This is a genomic window from Streptomyces sp. NPDC006510 (assembly GCF_040611955.1).
In the GTDB taxonomy this organism is placed as follows: domain Bacteria; phylum Actinomycetota; class Actinomycetes; order Streptomycetales; family Streptomycetaceae; genus Streptomyces.
The window spans coordinates 19,315-40,654 of the sequence record NZ_JBEXPH010000050.1 but is presented as its reverse complement, the minus strand read 5'-3'; the positions used below and the strand labels follow the sequence as shown (position 1 = coordinate 40,654).

Here is a 21,340-nt window from a genome sequence, read left to right as displayed (position 1 = left end):
GAGCCGGCGTGCCCTGGCAGCACGAGCACTATGCCGGCGGGAAGGGCTTCCGGCCGCTGGCTGACACCGAGCGGGCGCTGCTCGCTGAACACAGTCCCACCGGCCATGCACTGACCGGTGCGCTCGCGGTCGTCACCGACGGGGCCGGCCGGGTCCTGCTCGGCCGGTTGACCCGGGGCATGTGGGAGTTGCCGGGCGGCAAGACAGCATCGACAGGATCTCGGACGAGGCCCGGGCGACCGCTGACCCAGTTCGTGCCGCTGGCCGGCATCGCAGCGGTTCGTGACAGCGTCGGTGAGGCCGGGCAGTTCTACTCCTTGCCACCCTCGGCCGTTCGTACAGCGGGCATGGTGTGACGAGCGGCTCTCGGCGCCGCACCATACCGCCGGACAAGGCTGCCACGTCGCCTGCGTAGTGTCCTCAGCAAATACGACGGGCGTGCCGCGCGCGGTCGTGTACTCGCCCGTCACCGGTTCCGGTCCCGAGGACCGATAGCCCACTCACACGTTCCGTGCGGGGTCATCGCCATTCTGGGAGATGGTCAGGAGCACTGGTTCTGTCACGCCGACATCGCGTACTGCGGTGGCTGTGACCTCGGCCGCCCAGATTGCGCTGTCGAGCGACCAGGCCGGCAAGGAGCAATGGATCGACGCCACGTTCTGCATTCCCTCGGTCTGTACCTCACCTACGAGGGAGGGAGCCAGCCCCCCTGTGGGTGCAGAGGGTCTGCCGGGATGGATGGCCAGGCGACCATAGGAGCGTTCGAGAATCAGCACGTTCACGTCTTGCGCTCGGTTCGACAGACCGGCGGATTCCCGGGCCGCGATGGTGATGACACAGTCAGCCGCCGGTCCCGGCCCCGCAGTGGCCACCCAGTCCGCGGCCTGCGACAAGTAGACGAGACCGTCGTCCGTGGACAGCTGCAGGGGCACGACCGTGTGCAAGCCGGTGAGCGTGTACGTGCCCATGTGATGCAGTACATCGCTGAGGACGGTGGCCACCGGCAGAAGGGGCAGCCGTTGGCCGTGCAGCTGTTCCTCCACGGCGACCTGGAGCCAGGCCAGTTGGCGGACACGGTCGTCTTCGGTCCAGTCTTCACCGGCGTCGTTGTGTCCCCATCGGCAGCCGTCCAGCGGACCGCGGCCCAGGTGAGTGCTGCTCCAGCCGTAGGCTTCCGCCCTGGCCACGGCGAGACTGAACACGTCCTCGTCCTCCAGGTCGTTCTCGGCAAGGACGCGAGCGATCCACGGGTGCCGGTGGAAGACCCCGTGCAGGCCCATGATGAGGGTCGGATCGCTCACGTCCATGTCGCTGCACTCCTTCTACTTCTACGCTCCGCACGACAGGGTGACGGTCTTGGTGACCGCCTTCTCAGGGGAGTCCGCGATGCCGATCAGGTCGACATCGATGACGCTGCGCCACTGGGTCTTGTTCCGGTTCTCGCATGTCTTGCGGGCGTTGGCGCGGCGGGAGCTGGCGCCTTTGCCACCGGCCTTCACGTTCTTGGACCCCTCTGCGACAGTCTTCCAGGTGTGTCCATGCTTGATCTGAAGCCAGATGGTGACCTTTGCCTTCACGTTCTTGTGCTTGCCGAGCGGGTCCAGCCACCATCCATGTGCTGATAGCTGTTGCGGGCGGAGTGCTGGACACGTGGACGTGGTCTCCGTCGGTGACGAACCCGCCGACGTCTGAGGCCGTCATCCCGGAGGCGGCGTAGGCCGGTGGTGCGGCAAGGCTGACAGAGATCGCCGAAGCGAAGACCGCAGACAGAAGGGGTGTACGCACGGGACTCCCTGGAGCTGGAGAGGTAACTGGCAGCTGAAGTCCTGCTGATCATTTACAGCCGTCCAGGCAGTAACCCTTCCCATTCGGTCACATCACCCGATCGAATGGGAAGGCCTGGCCCGCTGACGCACTGCCGGGCCGGGTTGCTGCGCTTGCGAGTTGGGCCTGGGCCGGTCGACGGTGCGAGGAGTCGCCTCACCGCTGTTGGCCAACGTCTGTCTCTCCGTCCTGGACCGGTATTTCTCGCGGGTCTGGGGCACTGAGATGACCCCGGCCTGGCATCGGCAGAATCGGCGTCGAAAGGGGCTGCCGAACTTCCGGCTGGTGCGTTATGCCGATGACTTCGTGGTGCTTGTGCACGGCACGAGGGAAGAGGCTGAAGCACTGAAGGCGGAGATCGGTGGGCTGCTGGCCAGAAGGCCGAGGATGACTCTTTCGGACGAAAAGACCCACATCACACACATCGACGACGGGTTCGTCTTCCTGGGCTTCCACATCCAGCGCAGGCTCTGGGGCGGCGGTCGTCGTGTTGTGCTCACCATTCCTTCCAAGCAGGCTTTGGATTCGGTGATGCACAAGATCAAGAAGTTGACGGGGCGCGGCATGACCTCGCTCTCGTTGGAGGAGGTGCTGCGGGCGGTCAACCCGGTCCTTCGGGGCTGGGCGGCCTATTTCCGCTACGGCGTCTCGAAGAAGACGTTCTCGTACCTCGGCTGGACGCGTGGCGGAGGATGAATCTCTGGATTCGCCGCAAGCACCCCCGCATGACCTGGAAACAGATGCGGCGCCGATATTTCGCAGCGGACAGCATCGCAGAGGGCGGGATCGCCCTTTACAACCCGGCAAAGATGAAGGTCGAACGCTACCGCTTCCGCGGAGCGCAGATCAGCACGCCTTACAACATCGACGAGGTCGATCAACGCGGGGCCCGCTTCCGCCGGACCAGCCACGACGATGTGGCCTTCGTCGGACAGGTCAGTGAATACCTCGCCTGATCCATCGGATCGTGTGGAGAGCCGGATGCTCGGCCAACGGGCACGTCCTGACCGGCGCCCCGGCCGATGCCTGGGAGCGGATCTCCTGCGGGGATGGCGCGAAGGGGCCGCGGGTCTACGACTGGGCAGCAGCCAAGCTGTCCACCATCGACGGCGCGGATCCCACCCACAACCGCTGGGTGCTGGCCCGCCGCAGCCTGGCGCGTCCCGAGGAGGTCGCCTACTACCTCGCCTTCGCCCCGGCGCAAGCCACCGTCTCCGAGCTGGTGAGGGTGGCCGGTGCGCCGGCTCCACTGGTCCCACTGCCGCCGACGCCACCAGGCCGTCGCCCGCCACTGCCACTACCAGCGCCGCACCGACCCCGATCGGGTGAGTCACGAACCACCACCCTCCTGACGGAGTGTCAGCTCGATAGACTCCAAAAGGGCCCGGTGACCAGGACAAATGAAGAAGCACGACTGGAGTACTAGGAGCGGGTGGCGGTCGCGCAGCTGTTGCCCGCGGTTGTCGTGCCGTTGCTCGTGTCGATCGGCTTGCTGCGGTCGTACGGATCGACCTGGTGGGCCTCGCCGGCGGGCTGCTCGTCGGCCGCGCCGAAAGGTGGCACGAAGTAGCTAGTCGGGGCGGAGCAGCCGCCGTTGGTCATGTCGAGCGCGTACGAGATGAGGGACATCGTGCCCGGTTCGGTGATGACCTTGGCCGGGTCGTCCCAGCTCATCACCACCTGGCGCCGCACGATCGTACGGACGACCTCGGCGTCCCGCCCGCCGTCGCCCGCCGGGGTGACCGGGTACACGAAGGTGACGTCCGCCGTCACCTCGACCGCCCCCTGTTTCCCCTCCCGGTACGTGAGCCGACCGCGTGTCTTGACCACGTCACCGACCAGCCGGGACTGCTCCGGCCTGAAGCGGCTGAACAACAGCAGCGGGTCGGTCTTGTCAGTGGGCGCCGTCGACGACAGGGCGGTACGGAGATACTCCTGGATGTCCTTCTGGTACGGGTTCAGCAGCGCGATCGTCTTCGTGGGCCGCTCGCCGCGCAGCACGCGGGAGTTGAGCCCTGCGGCGACCAGGAAGTCCCGGCTCTGCCGCAGTGCCCGCTCGACCTGGGCTGCGTCCATCCAGCCGGTCGCCTTGGCCGGTGGCACCGTGATCCCTGCCGCTCCGTCGGCCCAGCGGGCGGCGGGCGAACCCCGGAAGGGTTCGGCGAGGGTAGGGGGCAGATCCCGCTCGGCGCCCGGAGCTTCCCGCGGGCTTTCCGACTCGGCAGCCAGCGGCGCCCCGTCCTGCCCGCCGTCGTTGCCACCGAACCAGCCGACGACCTGCTGCGGGAAGAGCCCCACGACCAGGAGGGCCACGACCGCCACCAGCCCGGTCACGTACCAGCCTGTCCTGCGCCGGGGCCGGCGCGGTGAGTACGTACGCCAGCCTTCCGGCTGCCCGGAGCGCTCCCGCAGCCGCCGCTCCACCTCACGGGCGCGCGCCGACGGCTCCACGGGGGCCCCGGCCGCACCCGTCACCGATTCACGGAGGAACCGCTCCCACCCCTCGTCGGACACGGACGCCCCGTCCTGCCCCCCAGCCCCGCTCACACCGCACTCCCGTTCTCGCTCGATTGCTCGATGCCCGATGGCTCGATCGCTCGACCGTCTGATCAGTTGACTGTGCACCGGTCCATCGAGAGCCGCCCCGTATGATCGCATGAGCAGGCCGCCAGCCTGCCGGGGCGGTGAGTGAAGTGTCAGGTCGCCACGCTGTCCGCTGGCACGGGCGTGACATTTGACGACAGAACCGAGTAGTACTTTGACCGCATAGGTTCGCCGGGTTGAGCGATCAAGGCCATGATGAGCAATCGCCCCCCATCAATTGCCTTGCTCACTACGGACCTTGGCGTGTTCGCATCGTCGGCACGGCACTGCAGTGAGACGGTGACCTCTCTGTCGGCAGACCCGCCGTCGCTGATCGGCGAAGACGACCGCGACACGGCCATGCAGACCTGCAGGAGGCGTACGCCGAAGGGCACATCTCGCACGAGGAGTTGGACGAACGCCTCCACCAGGTGCTCACCGCCAAGACACGCAGCGAGCTCGTGTCGGCATCGCCCGGTGACGACATGACCTCCCTCCTGATCGCCACCCGCGACGAGGAGGGCGACGGCAGTGCCGTCAGCGACGCCGAATTGCGCGGCACCCTCGTGCTGATGATCAGTGCCGGCTACGAGACGACCGTCAACGTCATCGACCAGGCGATCACATCCCTGCTGACCGACCGGGAGCAGCTGGCCCACGTCCGCGCCGGCCGGTGCGACTGGAATGACGTCGTCGAAAAGACGCTGCGCCACGAGCCGGCTCTCAAGCACCTGCCTCTGCGCTACGCGCTCGAGGACATCCCACTGCCCGGCGGGCAGACCATCCGGACCGGGGAGGCGATCCTCGCCCCCTACGCAGCCGCCAACCGCCACCCGGACCGGCACGGTGACAACGCCGACCTCTTCGACGCCACCCGAACCACCAAGGATCACCTGGCTTTCGGGCACGGCGTCCACTTCTGCCTCGGCGCCCCCTCGCCCGCCTCGAAGTCGCCGCCGCCCTGCGTCAGCTGTTCGCGCGCTTTCCGACGCCCGACTCGCTTCACCCGCCGGGGAACTGCAGCCTCTGCCGACCTTGATCAGCAACGGGCACGTGACCCTTCCCGTTCGCCTGCGGCCGGTCGCCCAGTAATGGCTCCACCGACGAGAAGGACGACCACGACCTCGCCTGCCCCGACTGCACTGCTCACTCCGCCGAGCGGCGCATCGCCCGGCACCTCGTACGCGGGCTCACGGCTCGCGAGATCGCCGCCGTCGCACCAGCTGTCGCTCAACGCGGCGTACGTCTGTCTCCACACCATGCGAGGGCTCACGGCGACGAGGAGCATCGCGGCCGTGATCCGGCCCTGGGCCCGTTTCACGTACGCGAGGGTCGGAATGACCACCTTCTCTCGGACGTACTCCGGTTCCTGCACGCCCTTCACCGGGTCATCCGCTATGGCTCCCTTGTCATAGGCGTCGCGCAGGATCGTCTTCAGGACGCGGAATATGTTGACCTGGTGACCCCGGCCGACCCGGTCGGCTTCCAACTCGTCCAGGAAACGCTCGACCACGAGCGGCGTGAATGTATTGAGCCCGGGTGCCCTGCCTCCTCCCCGCAGTCCTGGTTCTGCTGACCGCCCTTTCCCGGCGGGGTCGGCCGGGCGTTCCGGGGCGGCTGCTGCCGCTGCCCTGAGGCTGTGACCTGGAGAAACACACCGTATTCTTCCGTCGAGGGAGAACAGGGAGAGGTTGTGTCCGGAGAGAAGTCGTTCGGGGTTGTTCTGCGTGGTCTGCGGCAGCGGGGCCGTTTGACGATGGAGGAGTTGGCTGAGGCGTCGGGTGTGAGTGTCCGGGCGATCGGCGATATGGAGCGGGGGCGTAGTCGGGTTCCGCAGCGGCGTACGGTGGTGGCGCTGGCGGAGGGGCTGGGGCTTGCGGACGCGGAGCGGGAGGCGCTGCTGGCCGCGGCGCGGGCGGCGCGTCCGACGCGCGCGGTTGCGGTGGCGGGGACGGTTGTGCCGCCGCGATCGGTGGGGGACTTCACGGGGCGCGAACCGGAGCTGGCGCTACTGCGGGAGGCGGCGGAACGGGCCCGTGCCGGCGGGGAGGTGTCGGTGTGGGTCGTCTCGGGTCCTCCGGGGTGCGGGAAGACGACGCTGGCGCTGAAGGCGGCAGCGGATCTGGCGGAGGAGTTCCCCGACGGGCTTTTCGTGGTGGACCTGCACGGGGTGGATGACCCCGTGGACACGGGCGAGGCGCTGCTGAAGCTGCTGAAGGCCCTTGGCGTGTCGGACCGCCGGCTGGCGCAGGAGGATGCGGGGGGCCGCGCGGGGCTGCTGCGGGCACTGCTGCGCGAGCACCGGTGCCTGGTGGTGTTGGACAACGCCCGCGACGAGGGGCAGGTCCGTGCGCTGCTGCCTGCGGGCGGGCGGAGTCTGGTGCTGGTCACCAGTCGGCGGCCCTTGACCGGGCTGGAGGATGTCGACCGCCTGGCGCTGTCGGAGATGACGCAGGACGAGGCGGTCGATCTGCTGCGCCGGATCCTGGGCGAGGAGCGGGCGGACGCGGAAGCCGAGGCTGTGGCGCAAGTGGCGGAGCTGTGCGGGCGACTGCCGTTGGCCTTGCGGGTGGCGGGAAACTGGCTGACGGTCCGTTCTGGATGGACCGTTGACCACCTGGTCCGGCGCCTGGCCGACGAAGAACGCCGACTGGGCGCGCTCGCCGCCGGCGACGTGCGGGTGGAGGCGGCATTCGAACTGTCCTACCGTCAGCTGACCGGCCAAGCCGCGCGGATGCTGCGGCTGCTGAGTCTGGTTCCGGGGCCGGACATGACCGCCGCCTACGGCGCTGCTCTGACCGCGACCGGCGTCTTCGAGGCCGAGGACGTGATGGAGGAGCTGGTCGAGGCCGGGCTGCTGCAGGCCACCTTCACCGGCCGCTACCAGCTGCACGACCTGCTGCGGCTGTTCGCCCGCGCCCGGCTGTCCCGCGAGGAGGAACCCGGCGAGCAGGAAGCAGCCGACGACCGGCTGCGCACCTGGCTGCTGGAGACGGCTGTGGTCGCCGGACGCTGGTACAAGCCCAAGTACGGTGCGCCGCCGTCCTCCTGGCAGGGCCTGGTCCCGCTGGAGAGTGCCGAGCAGGCCCGTGCCTGGCTCCAGAGCGAAGCCCCCGCCTGGCTCGCCGCGCTGCGCAGCGCCGCTCACAGGGGTGAGCACACCCAGGTCGTGGAGACCACCTATGCCATGGAATGGTTCTGCGACCTGTGGGTCCACTGGGGACACTGGCCCGAAGCCTTCCGCTTGGCCGGCGAGGCCGCTACCGCACTTGACGACCCGTACATGCAGGCCTTCCACCTCAACATGTACTCCTGGGCCCTCTCCTGCGAATCCCGGTACCGGGAGGCCATCGAACGGGCCCACGAAGCGCTGGACTGCGCCCGCCGCGCCCAGGACGCTTCCCAGCAAGCCTCGGCGCTGGCACAGGCGGCATGGGCCCAGGCAGAGCTCGGCGAGGTCCAGGAGGCTGCCGACAAGTCGCTCGCCTCCATATGCCTCTACGAAGAGGCCGACGACCGCGAGGGCTGGCTGGGTGCCATGTTCACCTACGGATCCTCCCTGCGCATGCTCGGCCGTGCCGAGGAATCCCTGATCCAGCACAAGCGCATCATCACCTTCCTGGATGCGCCCGGCTGTCCGGTGAGCGGGCACCTCGCCGACATCTACCGTGCCAACACGACCCGCGCGCTTGGTCGTGGCTACGCCGTCCTGCGGCGATGGCGCGAGGCCGCCGACCACTATCGCGATGCTGTGGTCCAGTCCAACCGCATCGGCATTCCCCACATAGAGAGCAGCACGCTACTGCATCTGGGAGAGGCCCTGATCGAACTGGGAGAAGCCGAGGAAGCCCGCTCGTGCCTCCGTCAGGCCCTCGCCTTCGGCGACGCGGCCGACAGCAAAGACCTGAAGACCGCACAGAAGCTCCTGGACTCGCTCTCCGCCGAGTGAGTAGCGCCTGCCGCCGCGATGTGCCCTGGGCCCGCCATCCCGCGGGGCTGCCGTCGGCCCTGATGATCACGGCCCGACGTGCGGGTGCGCCAGTCCCGGGGCGGAGGGCTCAGCCGCGGTGCCGGTGCAGGGCGACGTGCACGGTGTCGAGGGCCTGGATGAGGGCGGCGCGGGCGGCGTCCGTGTCGCGCAGCGGATCGAGCACCATGAAGTCGTGGATCGTCCCGTGGTAGCGCATGGAGACCACCGCAACGCCGGCCGCACGGAGCTTCGCCGCGTAGGCCTCACCCTCGTCGCGTACCACGTCTGCCTCGCTGGTGACCACCAGTGCCGGGGGGAGTCCGGTGAGCTGTTCCAGGGATGCCCGCAGCGGTGATGCGGTGGCCTGGCTCCGCTGCCGCACGTCGGGCAGGTACTGGTCCCAGAACCAGCGCATGGTCTCGCGGCCGAGGAGGTAGCCGTTGGCGAACTCCTGGTACGAGGGAGTGTCGAAGCCGGCGTCGGTGACCGGGCAGAGCAGCACCTGCTGCAGCAGCCGTACCCCTCCGCGCTCCTTGGCGAGCAGGGTCAGTGCCGCCACCAGGTTGCCGCCCGCCGAGTCGCCCACGGCGGCCATCCGGCTTCCGTCCAGGCCGATTTCGCCGCCTCGCTCGCAGATCCACTTCGCGACCGCGTAGCACTGCTCGACGGCGATCGGATACTGCGCCTCGGGGGCGCGCTCGTACTCGACGAAGACCACGGCCGCGTCCGTGCCGAGGGCGAACGCGCGCACCAGGCGCTCATGGGTGCCGGCATCACCCAGGACCCAGCCCAGCCCGTGCAGGAACAGCACGACGGGGATCTTGCCGACGCTGTCGACGGGCCTGACCACCTGCACCCGTACGTGACCGGTCGGCCCGCCCGGCAGTGCGAACCACTGCGTGGAGGTGGCCTCCTCGTCGAGGGGGTCGTCCTCACCCTGCAGCCGGGCCAGACCCAGCCGGGCCTGTTCCGGGTCCGGGCCGTGCGTCGACCGTGGGCAGGTGTGCCTGTCCACGAAGGCTCGGGTGGTGTGGTCCAGGACCGGGTGCCGAACGGACGGAGGGGCGAAGTCGGTCACACGATCTCCTGCCGAGAGGGCCAAGGGGGCATGAAGCGAAAGGGTTGTTCGGTGCACCGGGTGCCTGGTCGAGAGGCGGAAAGCGATGCGGCGACTGCCGGGCCGGGGCACTGCAGCCGCGCGCACAGGGCAGCCCGCACGGCTCCGAGCGGGCACCCTACCCCCTGGATCGTGGGAGGTCGGCCCCCGGTCGGTCGGCCACCGTGGACGACGGCGCCGGCGCGCCCGCCGGAGACCGCCCGACGTCGCCCTGGGCGGTGCGCAGGTCGCGCCATTCACGGGGGGAGACGCCGTAGGTGGCGCGGAAGACCCGGCTGAAGTGGGCGGGGTTGACGAAGCCCCACCGCTGGCCCACGGCGGACACGGTGGGGGCTGTCCTGCCGCGGCTGGCCAGTTCCCGGCCGCACTCCTCCAGGCGCCGTTGCTGGATGAGCCGACCGACGGTGGTCCCCTCGCCTTCGAACAGCCGGTGCAGGTACCGGACGGAGATCCGGTGCGTCCGGGCGATGCTCTCCGGCGACAGGTCCGGGTCGCCCAGGTTCCGGTTGATGTGGTCGCGGACGCGCAGCAGCAGGTGGCTGCGGGCGGTGTCCGCGACCGTGCCGCCCGGGTGGGCCCGCTCGGCGATCAGGGTGGCGAACAGGTCGACGACGTTGCCGGCCAGCCGGTTCGCGACAGCCGGCGGGTAGCCGTCGACCGAGGAGGCCAGGGTGGCCAGGAAAGGGAGCAGCATCGCGCCGAAGCCGTCCCCGGTGCCGATGGCATTGCCCGTGACCTGCCGGATGTCGCTGTCCGGCACGCCCAGCGTGCGGCGGGGCAGTTGGAAGACGTGCGTGGCGAACCGCTGCGGATAGTCGAAGGAATACGGCCGGGTCGTGTCGTACACCACCAGGTCTCCCTCGCCCACCTCGGCCCGCCGGCCGTCCTGGATAAAGGTGGCCGTGCCAGATATCTGGACACCGACTGCCACCAGCGCCTCGGACGATCGGGCGATCAGTGCCGGGGTGCGGCTGACCCGCTCCGCGTCGGCCTCCATGGTGGAGACCTGGAGATACCCGAGGCGGTCGGTGGCGATCCGGCCGTCGAACGGGCCGTCGCCCCGCGGGGCGACCGTCATCGGCACCAGCGTCCTGCTCACCGCATCGTTCCAGTACGCGACCTTGTCCCGGTCCGGCACGGAGGCGGTCGTCAACACCAAGCTCAAGTTGCTCTCCGCTCAGGGGAAGTGACTTTGGGGCTGCAACGGACGGGAACAGACGGACAGCCGCACCTCCCCGGAAGGCGGCGGCCGGTGCCCGGCAGGGCCGGACGGCTCGTCGTACGGTCAGCGACCTCGCTGGAGCACAACCGGACCGCTTCGGCGAGGCCCGGGTTCCCGCCCGCAACGAACAGCCAAGCAGCAGACCATTTCTATCTCCAGGCAGAAACACTGGCAGAAATCGCGGGAGCGGACGAGCACGTCCGGTGCTGTGCTGCGCGCGGACTCCCAGTTCTACAACGCCGGATTGATCGCCGCCTGCCGCCGGGCCCGCGCCCACTTCTCCATCACCACCGGCATGAACCCCTCCATCAAACGGGCCATCACCACCCTCCCCCGACCAGGCTTGGCAGCAGATCGCCTACCCCCACGGCAGTGCCCGGCCCCGACACCGGCGAGCTCTTCTCGGGCGCCTGAGTCACCGAATCGAGGCTTTGATCGGGCCCGACCGGTCTGCGTCAGGCGGACGAGTCCGGCGAGGTCCTCTCTGTCGAGGCCGGCTGCGGTTGGCGTTCAACGGCCCAGTAGGCAAGAGCGGCCAGCGGGAGAGCGGCGCCCAAGCCGGTCAGGCCGGCCCAGCCGGCAGCGTGGTAGACGATCGCCCCGAGCTGGGAGCCGATCGCGCCGCCGACGAAGAACATGGCGATGAAGGCGCTGTTGAGGCGGGCGCGGGCGGTTGGGTCGAGCTGGTAAACGGTGTGCTGCCCCAGGATGAGTGTCGTCTGCACAGCCATGTCGATCAGGATCGCAGCCAGGGCGATCAGGACGATACTGCGCCCGCCCAGACCCGCGACAGCAAAGGCCAGCGCGGTCACAAGGAACGCAGCCCCGGTCATGGGACGTACGAGCCCTCGGTCGGCCCAGTGCCCGGCGAACGGAGCGATGGCTGCTCCGGCTGCGCCCACGAGGGCGAAGACGCCGACTCCGACCGGTGAGTAGTGGAAGCGGGGACCGGTCAGAACAAACGAGACAGTGGTCCAGAACGCACTGAACGCGCCGAACATCGCCGCCTGGTACAGCCCTCGGCGCAGCAGCGCGGGATGCGTGCGCACCAGCTGGACGGTGGAGCGCAGCACGTGGTGGTACGGGATGGATGTGGTGGGTGCGTGCTGTGGCAGGGCCGCGCGCAGGGCCACCGTGAGCACGGCCATCAGAGCGGCGGAGCCGAGGAAGACGACGCGCCAGCCTGCGATGTCGGAGACCAGGCTGCTCAGGGTTCGGGAGAGCAGAATGCCGGCGAGTAGACCGCTCATGACCCGTCCGACGATGCGGCCCCTGGCATGGTCCGGGGCCAGGTTCGCCGCGAAGGGCACCAGGATCTGAGCCACGACGGAGGTGGCACCGCTGATCAGCGACGCGATCAGCAGCATGGGGAAGCTCGTGGCGAGGCCGGCTGCCACGAGGGCGAGGGCCGTGATCATCAGGAGGACGGTGACCAGATTGCGCTTCTCCAGCCGGTCGCCGAGCGGCACCAGGAAGATCATGCCGAAGACGTAGCCGACCTGGGTGAGCGTGATCAGTATCCCGGCCGTGGCTGTGCTGATGTGGAAGACACCGCTCAGCGAGGACAGCAGAGGCTGGGCGTAGTAGAGGTTGGCGACCGTCGTCCCGGACGCGACGGCCAGGAGCGCGACCAGCCAGCCTGGCACGCCTTGTGAGGCCCCGATGGACCGGGCCGAAGTACGGAGGTTAGACCTTGTGGACATGTGCACCTTCTTTCGTCACGCAGGCACAACCACGGGAACGCCGCTTTCCCTTCCTCACCAGGAGCGATGATCAGGGATATCAGTCATCTCGATCAGAGATGACCGGCAGGGTCGCCCGGTACCTGTTGGGCATGCAATGGCGGAAACGATCAACGTGACAGCACGGCTGCCAGCCACTGCCGGACCTCAGGCGTCACGGGGTCGGTGATGTCGTCGAACTCGTCATGCTTTTTGAGGAACTTCGCGACGTAGGGGCAGACAGGCACGATGCGCCGCCCCGAGGCGCGGACGTCGGTCAGCGCCCGCTGCACGAGCTGTGAGGCCAGGCCCAGCCCGGCGTAGGAGTCGTCGATTTCGGTGTGGTAGAAGACGCGCTGGTCGGCGCTGTCGCGGTAGGCGGTGAAGCCGGCGACCTCGCCGTCCACCAGGATCTCGTAACGATGCTTGTCGGCCACTCGCTGAACGGTCGGAGCGTCGGCGGGTCGTGTCATTGCGTGCCTCTCAGGCGTATCGGGATTGTGCGTGGAGTGAGGTTTGCGTGGGGCAGAGCGTGCGACGCTGTCATGGCGGCGGTCGACTGTCTCCACCTGTGAAGGAGTCCGGACCGAGTGGAGGCGGGCCTCAATGGGCAGCCTCGAAGTACTGCTGGAAACGCCGCGCGAGGTGGCTGTTACCGGGTCACGTCGCCCCATGGCGAGCATCGTCAGCTGCTGAGCAGCGCGCTCAGGATGGCGTCCCAGTTGATCCGCGCATTTTCCTCGCCCGGAGGGACGGCCTCCCACGTGCGCACCAGCCATTCACGCAGGGGCTCGCTGGGTACGTCCAGGAGAGCCGAGCCGCTGGTTCCTCGCAGGAGCATCCGCACTTCGGGTCTGTTGCTGCAGCGACACGGCGGCCAGATGCGGACGTCGCCGTCCCCGGAGGGCTTGTTCAGGCCCGTCTGAAGAAGGTCTCGCGCAAAGCTCCACCGGGCGTTCTCCCGGTCGTCGTGGCTGGACACTTCAAGGAGCGCGGTGAAGGGACTTTGCGGGTCATAGACGAGGCGTGCCGACAACGGCACCGCCTCGGTGGAAGTAATCACCAAGTCGACCGCGAGATCCACGGTGATGACGCCGTTCGGTGGTCGTCCCCCTTCGTCGCGGAGCGGTTGTGTGCTCATGATGGTTCTGCCTTTCGACGTTCAACGGACGCTGGAAGCAGCCCATCAGGGCTGCCAATGAACCTCTGCCCCTTCCCCTTGGGCTGTGTGCCGGGCCGACGAATGACGTCGGTCCCGGAGCGGCGCTCGGCCTCGGTTCGTCCGCCCCAGACGCCGAAGTTCTGTTCGGATGTCATGGCGAAGAGGCCGCAGGGATCACTTACGGGGCACCGAGTGCAGATGGCGCGTGCCGCCTCCTCGCGTCGACGGCGCGTATGGCCCCGCTCGCCGGTCGGCGAGAAGAAGACTGAGCTGTCCATACCGCGGCATGCGGCGTCGGCCTGCCATTCCCATACCCGCAGGAGCGGCTTGGTCTGTTGCTTGGTCCGTGTCTTCATCGAATTCTCCTTCCATGTACCTGCGGAGCTGTTGAGGGAGGAACAGTTCCACGGCCTGACGGGGAAAGCGCTGGCCGGGTCCATGGCTTCAGCGCGGCGAGCTGCTCCTCGAAGGGCACCACGGCGGGGCTCTCGCCGGCCGCCTTCCTGACCGTGGACAATCCGGTCATCAGTGCCGCCAATTCGCCCGCGGCCCGTTCGATCCGGCCGTCGAGCCCTTCAGCGCCCCAGTCCTCGGAGGCGGCCTACACCCCGGGGGCGTCCGTCAGGGTGCGACGGGGGCGGTCCGTCAGCCTCTTCTGCCTGTGAGCCCGCTGATGGCGCGGTCGAGGTCCATGTGGAGGCTTTCCGCTCCTTCTGGCACCAGTGCGAAGGTCCACCGAAGGAATGCAGACACCTCCGAAACCGCCATTTCGACCAATGCTGTGCCGGCGAGATTCCTCAAGACGACACGCAGGGAGTGCGGATGGCAGCGATGCCGAGGAATGACCAGCACGTCACCGGAACCGGTCGGCCGGCGCAGCCCCTCAGTCACCAGCTTGCGAGCGAACACCCAGTCGACGGGGCTCTTCATCGGCGCGCCGAGGGAAAGGCGGATGGCATAGGGGTCCGCCATGTCGTAGTACAGCTCCGCGGACAACGGAACGGGCATGCCCTTCGGGACGCTGACGTGCGCCGTCACTGTGCACGTGACCGTGCTGAGACGCTGATCCATGGTTGCCCCAAAGAATGATTGCAGAAGCGGTTTTCTACGCCCGACCCTAAATTCGGGTGGCCGGCACAGGTTGTCGAAGAACGCACGGAGCATTGCCCGTGAAAGAACTATGTTCCGGCGAGCGTCTCCATGAATGCCGCCGCCCCAACGGCAGCCGTTCCGGCAACGACGCGGTGCCTTGTCGGTGGACATAGGGCCGGGGCTCGCCGCACAGGCCGCCTGTGGTCGGGGTAGGCCGTCGACCGGCGTCGCACCGAGCCCGATTCAACCGGCGGTTGTCCGGCGCCCAGGAGCAGGAAGCCGAGCGCGGCCGTGCTGCACTTGCGCCCCAGGACGTCGCCCAGGACCGGGAGGACGCCGACCAGCTCGTCGACTGCCCGGTGCTGACCCTGTGGGGCGAGGACTTCAGCGCCGTCGGACAGGCATACGACGTCCTGGACGTATGGAAGGGGATCGCCCGCGATGTCCGCGGCGTGCCCATCGCCCAGTGCGGACACCTCTGCCAGGAGGAACGCCCCGACGTCGTCAACCGGGAACTCCTCGACTTCCTCGCGGACTGGAACGGCTGAACGGGGCGCCGCATCCCGAATTCGGGGAACAGCGCAGCGGGACGTGGGCCGGGGCCGATTGCGGCCCCGGCCCACTTCCGTGCCGGGGCAACGCCGCCCCGCCGGCGCCGCCCGACAACGTGGGCACGCACAGTCCACAGCCAGGGCGCGGACAGACAAACACGCCGCTCGGCAGTTCCTAAAGTTACTCACGTGTCGGCGATTTCCCGCTCGACAAGACCCCTGCGCGGAGTCCGACGGGAACCCTCCGGCGGAGTCCACGGCCGCCCGGTCAGTGCACCGCACACCAACCGATCCCGAGGCCGGCCCGCGACATCTCACGGCAAAGGGGCCACCACGGCAGCCCCGACTCGGCCGACAGGCCGTGCGACAGCCACCACCCCTTGATGAGGGAGTTTCCCCATGCCCAGTTCCGACAAGCCGACCGTCGTCCTCGTGCACGGCGCCTTCGCCGACGCCTCCAGCTACGCGCAGGTCATCCCCCGGCTGATCGCCCGCGGCCTGGACGTGGTCGCCCCGGCCGTGCCCAACCGCAGCCTGATAGGGGACGCCGCCTACGTCGCCTCCATCGTCCGGCAGATACCCGGTCCGGTCGTCCTGGTGGGCCACTCCTACGGTGGCGCGGTCATCACCGTCGCCGGCACCGAGGACAACGTCAAGGCACTGGTCTACCTGGCCGGGTACGCCTTGGAGAAGGGCGAGAGCCTCGGCGAACTGCAGGGCCGCTTCCCGGACAGCGACCTCGCCGCCGCACTCGTCCACACCCCCTTCCCGATCGAGGGCTCGGCCACGCCCGGCACCGACGTGTCGGTCCGGACCGACAAGTTCCCGGCCATCTTCGCCGCCGACGTCGACCCGCGGCTCGCCGCCGTCCTCGCCGTATCCCAGCGCCCGCTGGCCGCGCAGGCCTTCGCCGACGCGGCCCCGGCCGCGGCCTGGAAGACCAAGCCGTCCTGGGGCCTGGTCGCCTCGTCCGACCACACCATCAACCCCGACGTGGAGCGCTACGGCTACCAGCGGGCCGGCATGACCACCGTCGAGGTCGACTCCTCCCACCTGGTGATGCTCGCCCACCCCGAGCGCGTCGTCGACCTGATCGAGGAAGCCGTACGGGCCACCTCCGACTGACCCCACGCGCACCAGCTCGCGCCCGTCCGACCAGCCGTCACACCACGACCGCCTCCACCCCTTCGCAGAGAGCGAACGATGAACCCACCGATCTCACGCCGCACCGTCACCGTGTCCCTCCTGGCCGGCGCAGCCGCCCTGGGGACCGCCGGTGTCGCGCAGGCCGCGCAGTCGGCGACGGCCGACCGTCCGGCCGAACGGCACGGGCGCCCGGCCGCACCCACCATCGTCCTGATCCACGGCGCGTTCGCCGACGCCTCCAGCTGGAGCGCGGTCGTCGAACGCCTGCAGCGACAGGGCCACCGTGTACTGGCACCGGCCCTGCCACTGCGCGGACTGGCGAGCGACTCCGCCTACATTCGCAGCGTTCTGGACAGCGTCACCGGACCGATCGTGCTGGTGGGGCACTCCTACGGCGGAGCGGTCATCAGCCATGCCGCGGCCGACGCCCCGCAGGTCAAGGCACTGGTCTACATAGCCGCCTTCGTTCCCGACATCGGGGAGAGCGCGCTCCAGCTCACCGACAAGTTCCCCGGCAGCACCCTGGGACAGGCCACCGCCACCCAGTACTACCCGTTGCCCGACGGCGGACAGGCGGAGGAACTGGTCATCAAGAAGGACCTGTTCCGCAAGCAGTTCGCGGCCGGTGTCCCCCGACCGACCGCCCAGGTCATGGCCGCGGGACAGCGTCCGATCACCCTGGCAGCTCTCCAGGAGCCGGCCACCGCGGCCGCGTGGAAGAGGATCCCCAGCTGGTACCTCGTGGCCACCGAGGACCGCAACATCCCGCCGGTCGCCGAGCGCTGGATGGCCGAGCGCGCCCGCGCGCACACGGTCACTGTCCGCGCCCCGCACGCAGCCGCCGTGAGCGATCCCGGCCCTGTCACCGGCCTGATCCTGCGGGCGGTCCGTTCCGTCCGCTCCGACCACTGACCAGACGCATTCCTCGCCCACGTCGGCGACCTTCCGCAAGAAAGACATGGTGCCGGGACCGTGGCCGTCCGGCCGCGGTCCCCCTCCTCGCTTCCTCATGGCCGGCCTCACCCGGCGAAGCGCCGCACGCGCTGCCGACCGAACACCTCGCAATGGAACGGAGAGCCGTATGGCACTGCTCGATCCGGAACCGGGAAGGCTGCGCCCGCGGCAGACCCAGGGCCCAGCTACCGACCGGGTGCCCGACGAACGGGTGTCGGGTACTCCCGATGCCCTGCGGGAGGGCCTGGTCCGCCTGCTGGGCTCCCGAAAAGTGCTGCACACCCTGTCGGACCTGGTGAAGTACGCCTCGGACGTCAGCCCCTACCTCTTCGTGCCCCAAGTGGTCGTGATCGCCGAGAACGTCGAGGACGTGGCCGCGGTACTGCGGTACGCCCACGAGCAGCAACGTGAGATCGTCTTCCGGGCGGCCGGGACCTCCCTGAACGGTCAGGCCCAGGGCAAGGACATCCTGGTCGACGTGCGCCGCCACTGGACCGGCGTCGAGGTGCTCGACGGCGGGAACGAGGCGAGGATCAGGCCCGGTACGACCGTGGGGCGCGCCAACATCACACTGTCCCGGTGCGGTCGGCTGATGGGCCCCGACCCGGCGAGTTCCAGCGCCTGCACCGTCGGCGGGGTGGTCGCCAACAACGCCTCGGGCATGACCGCCGGAGTCACCCGCAACTCCTACCGCCTGCTTTCGTCCCTCACCCCGGTCCTCCCGTCCGGCGCGATTGTCGACACCGCGGCTCCGGACGCCGACGCGCGGCAGCTGACGTCTCAAGCGCCCGGCGCACCGGAGGCCCCCGCGGCAAGGGCCCACTGCCCCCACCCCCTGCAATCAGAGAGAAAGAAGAAGAGATCCCACATGCCCAGATACCTGACAGGGACGCGCACCGGCCTCCTGGCCTCGGTCGTCGCGGCGGCCCTCGCCATGACCGCGGCCGGCCCCACGACCGCGGCCGGCCCCACGACCGCGGCCACCGCCGCCCCGAAGCCGGACGTGCGCTTCGTGGCACACCTGGACATCGCCGACGGACAGCGACCGGAGAACATCACTCTGGAGCCTGGCGGCAGCGCCGTCGTCACCTTCGCCTACAGCCGCCAGGTGGCTCGCATCCACCCCGACGGCCGGGTGCACGTCCTCGCCACCCTGCCCCAGCCCCCGGCCGGCGCCGACACCCCTGCCCTCTCCTCGCCCTTCCTCGGCGGAATCGTCCGTGATCACGACGGGACCCTGTACTTCCTGTACGCCACCGGCAGCAGCGACCTGACCGGCCTGTGGCGCCTGCGCCCCGGCGGCGCCCCTCAGCGCATCGCCGCGCTCCCGGCCGACGGCCTGCCCAACGGCCTGGCCCTCGACCGGCACGAAGGCCGGCTGTACGTGGCCGACTCGGTCCTCGGCACGGTCTGGCGGGTGCCCGTCACCGGGGGCACGCCCACCCGGTGGGCCACCGCCCCCGAACTCGCCGCCGCCGGATTCCTCGGAGCCAACGGCATCAAAATCCACAACGGGGCGGTCTGGGTGTCCAACCTGGACAAGGGCACCGTGCTGCGCATCCCGGTCACCCGGTACGGCACCGCCGGCCCCGTCGAGACCCGGGCCACCGGCCTGATCAACATCGACGACTTCGCGTTCACCGGCCGCGGCGACACCCTCCTGGCCGCGATCAACGCGGACAACGAGGTGGCCCTGGTCAGGCCGGGCGGCAGCCACACCGTCGTGCTGACCGGCTCCGACGGGCTGGAGAACCCGACCTCGCTCGCCGTACGCGGCAACACGGCCTACATCGCCAGCGGCGCCTACTTCACCAACAACGACCCCAACCTCCTGGCCACACGGATCACCCCCGCCCAATAAGCCGGCCCCGCGCCCGTGCCGCCGCACCTGCCCGATGCGGCGGCACGGGGCCCCTAGGTCATCAGATCCGCCGTACGACGAGAATGGGCACGCATTCACGGCCACTCGGCGCCGGTGGCGCACGGCCTGCAGGTGCTCGCCTTCACCGCGCCGGGCGCCACCCTGCTCCCCCACTTCATCGGAGAGGTGTTCATCAGCTTCCTCGAACTGTCCTGCACCTTCCTGGCCGAAGTGCACTCCGGAGACACCCTGTACACGGCGCTCACCATCACCGACCTGGAGCCGCAGCGCGACAACGGTGTCGTAGTCACCGCGGCCACCATCCACAACCAACGCGGCGAACTGGTGCTGTCCGGCCAGCACAAGTACCTCCTGCGGCGTCAGTGAATCCTGAGGAAGCAACGTGACGCACCGTAGAACCCTCCTTGCCGCGCTCGCCTGTTGTGCCGCGCTGACCGGGTGCACGAGCCACACACCGGACAACGGCAAGGGCATGCAGGCGGTGGCCGAAGCGGTCGACCTGAAGAGCGTCGACTGCGCATCCGCGCCGAACTGAACCGCGGCACCGACCGTGGTCCGGTCACCGGCCGTGGCTCAGCACATGAAGCGGTCCTGTCCCCGGCAGCGCGTCCGGCGGGACAGGACCGGGACTGCCGTCCCGGCGGTCCATGCCCATGCGGTGCTCCCGCCTTGATGTCACCGATCCCACTCCGCCTCCGAGCCGCCGGTCCGGACGTACCGGCGGCTCGGAGAAGGTGGCGGCGCGGGACGTCAGTGCTGCAGCACGGTGTCCAGCCACTTCAAAACCTCGGGGGTCACCGGGTCGGTGATGTCGGCGAACTCGTCATGCTTCTTGAGGAACTTCGCCACATAGGGGCAGACCGGCACGATGCGCTTCCCTGAGGTGCGTACGTCGTTCAGGGCCTGCTGTACGAGGATCGAGGCCAGGCCCTGTCCGGCGAAGGCGTCGTCGATTTCGGTGTGGTAGAAAACGCGCTGGTCGTCGCGGTCGCGGTATGCGGTGAGGCCTGCGGTTTTGCCGTCGACCAGGATTTCGTAACGGTGTTTGGGGTCCACTCGCTGGACAGTCGGAGCGGCGGCGGGCTGCGTCATCGTATGCCTTTCAGTGGCGCGTCGGGTTCTTGCGCGGTGCGATGGTGGCGTTCGGAAGGGCGGGCGCGGGGAGACGGTCGCCGTCGTAACCATCGACCTTGCCGAAGCGGTCGGATGCGTTCTGCCACGCTTCTCTGGCTTCGGCAATGTCTTCGTGGCTCCGGCCGATGAAATTCCACCACATGACGATCTGTTCCTCGAACGGCGTCCCGCCGAGCAGGACCACCCTCGCATCGGTATCCGTCTCGTTCGCCAGCGTCAGTGTGTCGCTTCCCGTGCCGAGGTAGCCCAACTCCGCCGGGTGCAGGCTTGTTCCAGCGATACAGACTTCCCCGTGGTCGACGAGAAGGCCGTGCTCGAAGCCGGTGTCGATGGCGAGTGTGGTCGTCGAGCGTGGCTCAAGGATGATTTCGGCACCGAGCAGGGGCGTGAAGGTCCGCACCGGAGAGGTGTCACCTGCCAGCGTCCCCAGGAACACTCTGACTTCGGCTCCGTCCATCCGGACCGGGCTCGGGACGTAGTGCTGGAAGTCACGGCCGGTCTGCCGGTGTTCTTCGGGAAGCGCAACCCACAGTTGGACGCCGTGGAGGATCGTGGTGCGGGTGGTGGAGACTTCCGAGTGGCTGATGCCGTACCCGCCCGTCATGAGGTTCAGCTCGCCGGGCCTCACGAGGGCGTGGCTGCCCATGCTGTCCCGGTGCTCGATCTCCCCGCTGAACAGCCAGCTCACCGTCTGCAGACCGGTGTGAGGATGGGGCGCGACGTCCATGCCGCCCGTGTCGGTGACGTCGTCGGGGCCGTAGTGGTCGACGAAGCACCAGGCCCCGATCAATGTCCGGGCCCGCTGCGGCAGCGTGCGCCGTACCGTCATAGCCCTCGGACCGCCCAACGGGACGTCCCGCGCGGAGAGGACGTCGACCTTCGGCGCATGCTGACCACGGTCCGAGGCCCCGCAGCGAAGTTCGGCGCGCTCCCTCTCGACGTCGCTCATCGCACGTCCCTCCCAGGGATGATTTCATGTTCA

24 protein-coding genes and 3 pseudogenes are annotated in these 21,340 nt (G+C 68.9%); 13 read left to right on the top strand and 14 right to left on the bottom strand.

Annotated features, from left to right (window positions below; all coding sequences use genetic code 11):
* The first annotated feature begins 8 nt into the window (after nt 1–8).
* Nucleotides 9–356 carry a hypothetical protein gene (locus ABZY11_RS17690; RefSeq protein WP_356479989.1) on the top strand — a complete coding sequence of 116 codons (348 nt, stop codon included), beginning with the start codon at nt 9–11 and terminating at the stop codon, nt 354–356.
* A gap of 144 nt (nt 357–500) precedes the next feature.
* Here ABZY11_RS17690 and ABZY11_RS17685 read toward each other — a convergent pair whose 3' ends face one another.
* Nucleotides 501–1,307: a hypothetical protein gene (locus tag ABZY11_RS17685; protein WP_356479988.1), complete on the bottom strand. Its 807-nt coding sequence runs from the start codon at nt 1,305–1,307 to the stop codon at nt 501–503.
* Between the two features lie 21 nt (nt 1,308–1,328).
* Nucleotides 1,329–1,577: a hypothetical protein gene (locus tag ABZY11_RS17680; RefSeq protein ID WP_356479987.1), complete on the bottom strand. Its 249-nt coding sequence runs from the start codon at nt 1,575–1,577 to the stop codon at nt 1,329–1,331.
* Between the two features lie 388 nt (nt 1,578–1,965).
* Here ABZY11_RS17680 and ABZY11_RS17675 point away from each other — a divergent pair, with 388 nt between their 5' ends.
* The 3 genes from ABZY11_RS17675 to ABZY11_RS17665 are packed head-to-tail and all read left to right on the top strand — an operon-like array spanning nt 1,966 to nt 3,250.
* Nucleotides 1,966–2,520 (top strand): group II intron maturase-specific domain-containing protein, encoded by a 555-nt coding sequence (locus ABZY11_RS17675; RefSeq protein WP_356479998.1) that lies wholly within the window; start codon nt 1,966–1,968, stop codon nt 2,518–2,520.
* Between the two features lie 29 nt (nt 2,521–2,549).
* Entirely contained in the window at nt 2,550–2,780 is a 231-nt protein-coding gene (locus tag ABZY11_RS17670; RefSeq protein WP_356479986.1) for a hypothetical protein, read from the top strand.
* 11 nt (nt 2,781–2,791) lie between these two features.
* A complete protein-coding gene (locus ABZY11_RS17665) occupies nt 2,792–3,250 on the top strand; it encodes a hypothetical protein (RefSeq protein ID WP_356479985.1) in 459 nt (152 codons plus the stop codon).
* Here ABZY11_RS17665 and ABZY11_RS17660 read toward each other — a convergent pair.
* Entirely contained in the window at nt 3,247–4,338 is a 1,092-nt protein-coding gene (locus ABZY11_RS17660) for a hypothetical protein (protein WP_356479984.1), read from the bottom strand. The two genes, ABZY11_RS17665 and ABZY11_RS17660, sit on opposite strands and share 4 nt — an antisense overlap.
* A 542-nt stretch (nt 4,339–4,880) precedes the next feature.
* On the opposite strand from ABZY11_RS17660, the pseudogene ABZY11_RS17655 reads away from it, so the two are divergent.
* A pseudogene (locus tag ABZY11_RS17655) lies at nt 4,881–5,499 on the top strand (cytochrome P450); the annotation flags it as partial.
* Here the strand turns inward: ABZY11_RS17655 and ABZY11_RS17650 are convergent.
* Nucleotides 5,447–5,920: a hypothetical protein gene (locus tag ABZY11_RS17650; protein WP_356479983.1), complete on the bottom strand. Its 474-nt coding sequence runs from the start codon at nt 5,918–5,920 to the stop codon at nt 5,447–5,449. The pseudogene ABZY11_RS17655 and the gene ABZY11_RS17650 sit on opposite strands and share 53 nt — an antisense overlap.
* A gap of 126 nt (nt 5,921–6,046) precedes the next feature.
* On the opposite strand from ABZY11_RS17650, the gene ABZY11_RS17645 reads away from it, so the two are divergent.
* A complete protein-coding gene (locus ABZY11_RS17645) occupies nt 6,047–8,356 on the top strand; it encodes an NB-ARC domain-containing protein (RefSeq protein WP_356479982.1) in 2,310 nt (769 codons plus the stop codon).
* 109 nt (nt 8,357–8,465) lie between these two features.
* Here ABZY11_RS17645 and ABZY11_RS17640 read toward each other — a convergent pair whose 3' ends face one another.
* From ABZY11_RS17640 to ABZY11_RS17605, 8 genes and pseudogenes are all read right to left on the bottom strand, one after another.
* Nucleotides 8,466–9,455 carry an alpha/beta hydrolase gene (locus ABZY11_RS17640; protein ID WP_356479981.1) on the bottom strand — a complete coding sequence of 330 codons (990 nt, stop codon included), beginning with the start codon at nt 9,453–9,455 and terminating at the stop codon, nt 8,466–8,468.
* 157 nt (nt 9,456–9,612) lie between these two features.
* Nucleotides 9,613–10,650, bottom strand: coding sequence for a helix-turn-helix domain-containing protein (locus tag ABZY11_RS17635; protein ID WP_356479997.1), 1,038 nt, complete (start codon nt 10,648–10,650; stop codon nt 9,613–9,615).
* Nucleotides 10,651–11,171: 521 nt separating this feature from the next.
* A complete protein-coding gene (locus ABZY11_RS17630; protein ID WP_356479980.1) occupies nt 11,172–12,419 on the bottom strand; it encodes an MFS transporter in 1,248 nt (415 codons plus the stop codon).
* Between the two features lie 149 nt (nt 12,420–12,568).
* On the bottom strand, nt 12,569–12,910 hold the full coding sequence (locus tag ABZY11_RS17625; protein WP_356479979.1) for a GNAT family N-acetyltransferase: 342 nt from the start codon (nt 12,908–12,910) through the stop codon (nt 12,569–12,571).
* A 212-nt stretch (nt 12,911–13,122) separates the two neighbouring features.
* Nucleotides 13,123–13,578, bottom strand: coding sequence for an SsgA family sporulation/cell division regulator (locus ABZY11_RS17620; RefSeq protein WP_356479978.1), 456 nt, complete (start codon nt 13,576–13,578; stop codon nt 13,123–13,125).
* A complete protein-coding gene (locus ABZY11_RS17615; protein ID WP_356479977.1) occupies nt 13,575–13,955 on the bottom strand; it encodes a WhiB family transcriptional regulator in 381 nt (126 codons plus the stop codon). Before ABZY11_RS17615 ends, ABZY11_RS17620 begins: the two co-directional genes overlap by 4 nt.
* Nucleotides 13,952–14,209, bottom strand: a pseudogene (locus ABZY11_RS17610) (hypothetical protein); the annotation flags it as partial. The gene ABZY11_RS17615 and the pseudogene ABZY11_RS17610, both read right to left, overlap by 4 nt.
* Nucleotides 14,210–14,244: 35 nt before the next feature.
* Nucleotides 14,245–14,670 carry an SsgA family sporulation/cell division regulator gene (locus ABZY11_RS17605; protein WP_356479976.1) on the bottom strand — a complete coding sequence of 142 codons (426 nt, stop codon included), beginning with the start codon at nt 14,668–14,670 and terminating at the stop codon, nt 14,245–14,247.
* Nucleotides 14,671–14,945: 275 nt separating this feature from the next.
* On the opposite strand from ABZY11_RS17605, the gene ABZY11_RS17600 reads away from it, so the two are divergent.
* The 7 genes and pseudogenes from ABZY11_RS17600 to ABZY11_RS17570 all read left to right on the top strand — a co-directional run bounded on the left by ABZY11_RS17600 (nt 14,946) and on the right by ABZY11_RS17570 (nt 19,759).
* Nucleotides 14,946–15,239, top strand: a complete 294-nt coding sequence (locus ABZY11_RS17600; RefSeq protein ID WP_356479975.1) for an alpha/beta hydrolase — start codon at nt 14,946–14,948, stop codon at nt 15,237–15,239.
* 402 nt (nt 15,240–15,641) lie between these two features.
* Nucleotides 15,642–16,367 (top strand): alpha/beta hydrolase, encoded by a 726-nt coding sequence (locus ABZY11_RS17595; protein ID WP_356479974.1) that lies wholly within the window; start codon nt 15,642–15,644, stop codon nt 16,365–16,367.
* Nucleotides 16,368–16,445: 78 nt separating this feature from the next.
* On the top strand, nt 16,446–17,300 hold the full coding sequence (locus tag ABZY11_RS17590; protein ID WP_356479973.1) for an alpha/beta hydrolase: 855 nt from the start codon (nt 16,446–16,448) through the stop codon (nt 17,298–17,300).
* 169 nt (nt 17,301–17,469) lie between these two features.
* Nucleotides 17,470–18,105 (top strand): annotated as a pseudogene (locus ABZY11_RS17585) (FAD-binding oxidoreductase); the annotation flags it as partial.
* Nucleotides 18,106–18,210: 105 nt separating this feature from the next.
* Entirely contained in the window at nt 18,211–19,203 is a 993-nt protein-coding gene (locus ABZY11_RS17580; RefSeq protein ID WP_356479996.1) for a hypothetical protein, read from the top strand.
* Nucleotides 19,204–19,317: 114 nt separating this feature from the next.
* Nucleotides 19,318–19,590 carry a MaoC family dehydratase gene (locus ABZY11_RS17575; protein ID WP_356479972.1) on the top strand — a complete coding sequence of 91 codons (273 nt, stop codon included), beginning with the start codon at nt 19,318–19,320 and terminating at the stop codon, nt 19,588–19,590.
* 16 nt (nt 19,591–19,606) lie between these two features.
* Complete coding sequence (locus ABZY11_RS17570) at nt 19,607–19,759, top strand: hypothetical protein (protein ID WP_356479971.1); 153 nt, start codon at nt 19,607–19,609, stop codon at nt 19,757–19,759.
* 215 nt (nt 19,760–19,974) lie between these two features.
* Here ABZY11_RS17570 and ABZY11_RS17565 read toward each other — a convergent pair whose 3' ends face one another.
* Together ABZY11_RS17565 and ABZY11_RS17560 are read right to left on the bottom strand one after the other, a co-directional pair.
* Complete coding sequence (locus tag ABZY11_RS17565; protein ID WP_326769420.1) at nt 19,975–20,316, bottom strand: GNAT family N-acetyltransferase; 342 nt, start codon at nt 20,314–20,316, stop codon at nt 19,975–19,977.
* Between the two features lie 10 nt (nt 20,317–20,326).
* Nucleotides 20,327–21,307 (bottom strand): pirin family protein, encoded by a 981-nt coding sequence (locus ABZY11_RS17560; protein WP_356479970.1) that lies wholly within the window; start codon nt 21,305–21,307, stop codon nt 20,327–20,329.
* Between the last annotated feature and the right edge of the window lie 33 nt (nt 21,308–21,340).

Bases quoted from the DNA above. Each gene is read 5' to 3' on its own strand.
- ABZY11_RS17590 (WP_356479973.1), top strand. From the start codon at position 16,446: ATGAACCCACCGATCTCACGCCGCACCGTCACCGTGTCCCTCCTGGCC.
- ABZY11_RS17685 (WP_356479988.1), bottom strand. From the start codon at position 1,307: ATGGACGTGAGCGATCCGACCCTCATCATGGGCCTGCACGGGGTCTTC.
- ABZY11_RS17625 (WP_356479979.1), bottom strand. From the start codon at position 12,910: ATGACACGACCCGCCGACGCTCCGACCGTTCAGCGAGTGGCCGACAAG.
- ABZY11_RS17565 (WP_326769420.1), bottom strand. From the start codon at position 20,316: ATGACGCAGCCCGCCGCCGCTCCGACTGTCCAGCGAGTGGACCCCAAA.
- ABZY11_RS17620 (WP_356479978.1), bottom strand. From the start codon at position 13,578: ATGAGCACACAACCGCTCCGCGACGAAGGGGGACGACCACCGAACGGC.
- ABZY11_RS17605 (WP_356479976.1), bottom strand. From the start codon at position 14,670: ATGGATCAGCGTCTCAGCACGGTCACGTGCACAGTGACGGCGCACGTC.
- ABZY11_RS17615 (WP_356479977.1), bottom strand. From the start codon at position 13,955: ATGAAGACACGGACCAAGCAACAGACCAAGCCGCTCCTGCGGGTATGG.
- ABZY11_RS17595 (WP_356479974.1), top strand. From the start codon at position 15,642: ATGCCCAGTTCCGACAAGCCGACCGTCGTCCTCGTGCACGGCGCCTTC.
- ABZY11_RS17560 (WP_356479970.1), bottom strand. From the start codon at position 21,307: ATGAGCGACGTCGAGAGGGAGCGCGCCGAACTTCGCTGCGGGGCCTCG.
- ABZY11_RS17580 (WP_356479996.1), top strand. From the start codon at position 18,211: ATGCCCAGATACCTGACAGGGACGCGCACCGGCCTCCTGGCCTCGGTC.
- ABZY11_RS17630 (WP_356479980.1), bottom strand. From the start codon at position 12,419: ATGTCCACAAGGTCTAACCTCCGTACTTCGGCCCGGTCCATCGGGGCC.
- ABZY11_RS17670 (WP_356479986.1), top strand. From the start codon at position 2,550: ATGACCTGGAAACAGATGCGGCGCCGATATTTCGCAGCGGACAGCATC.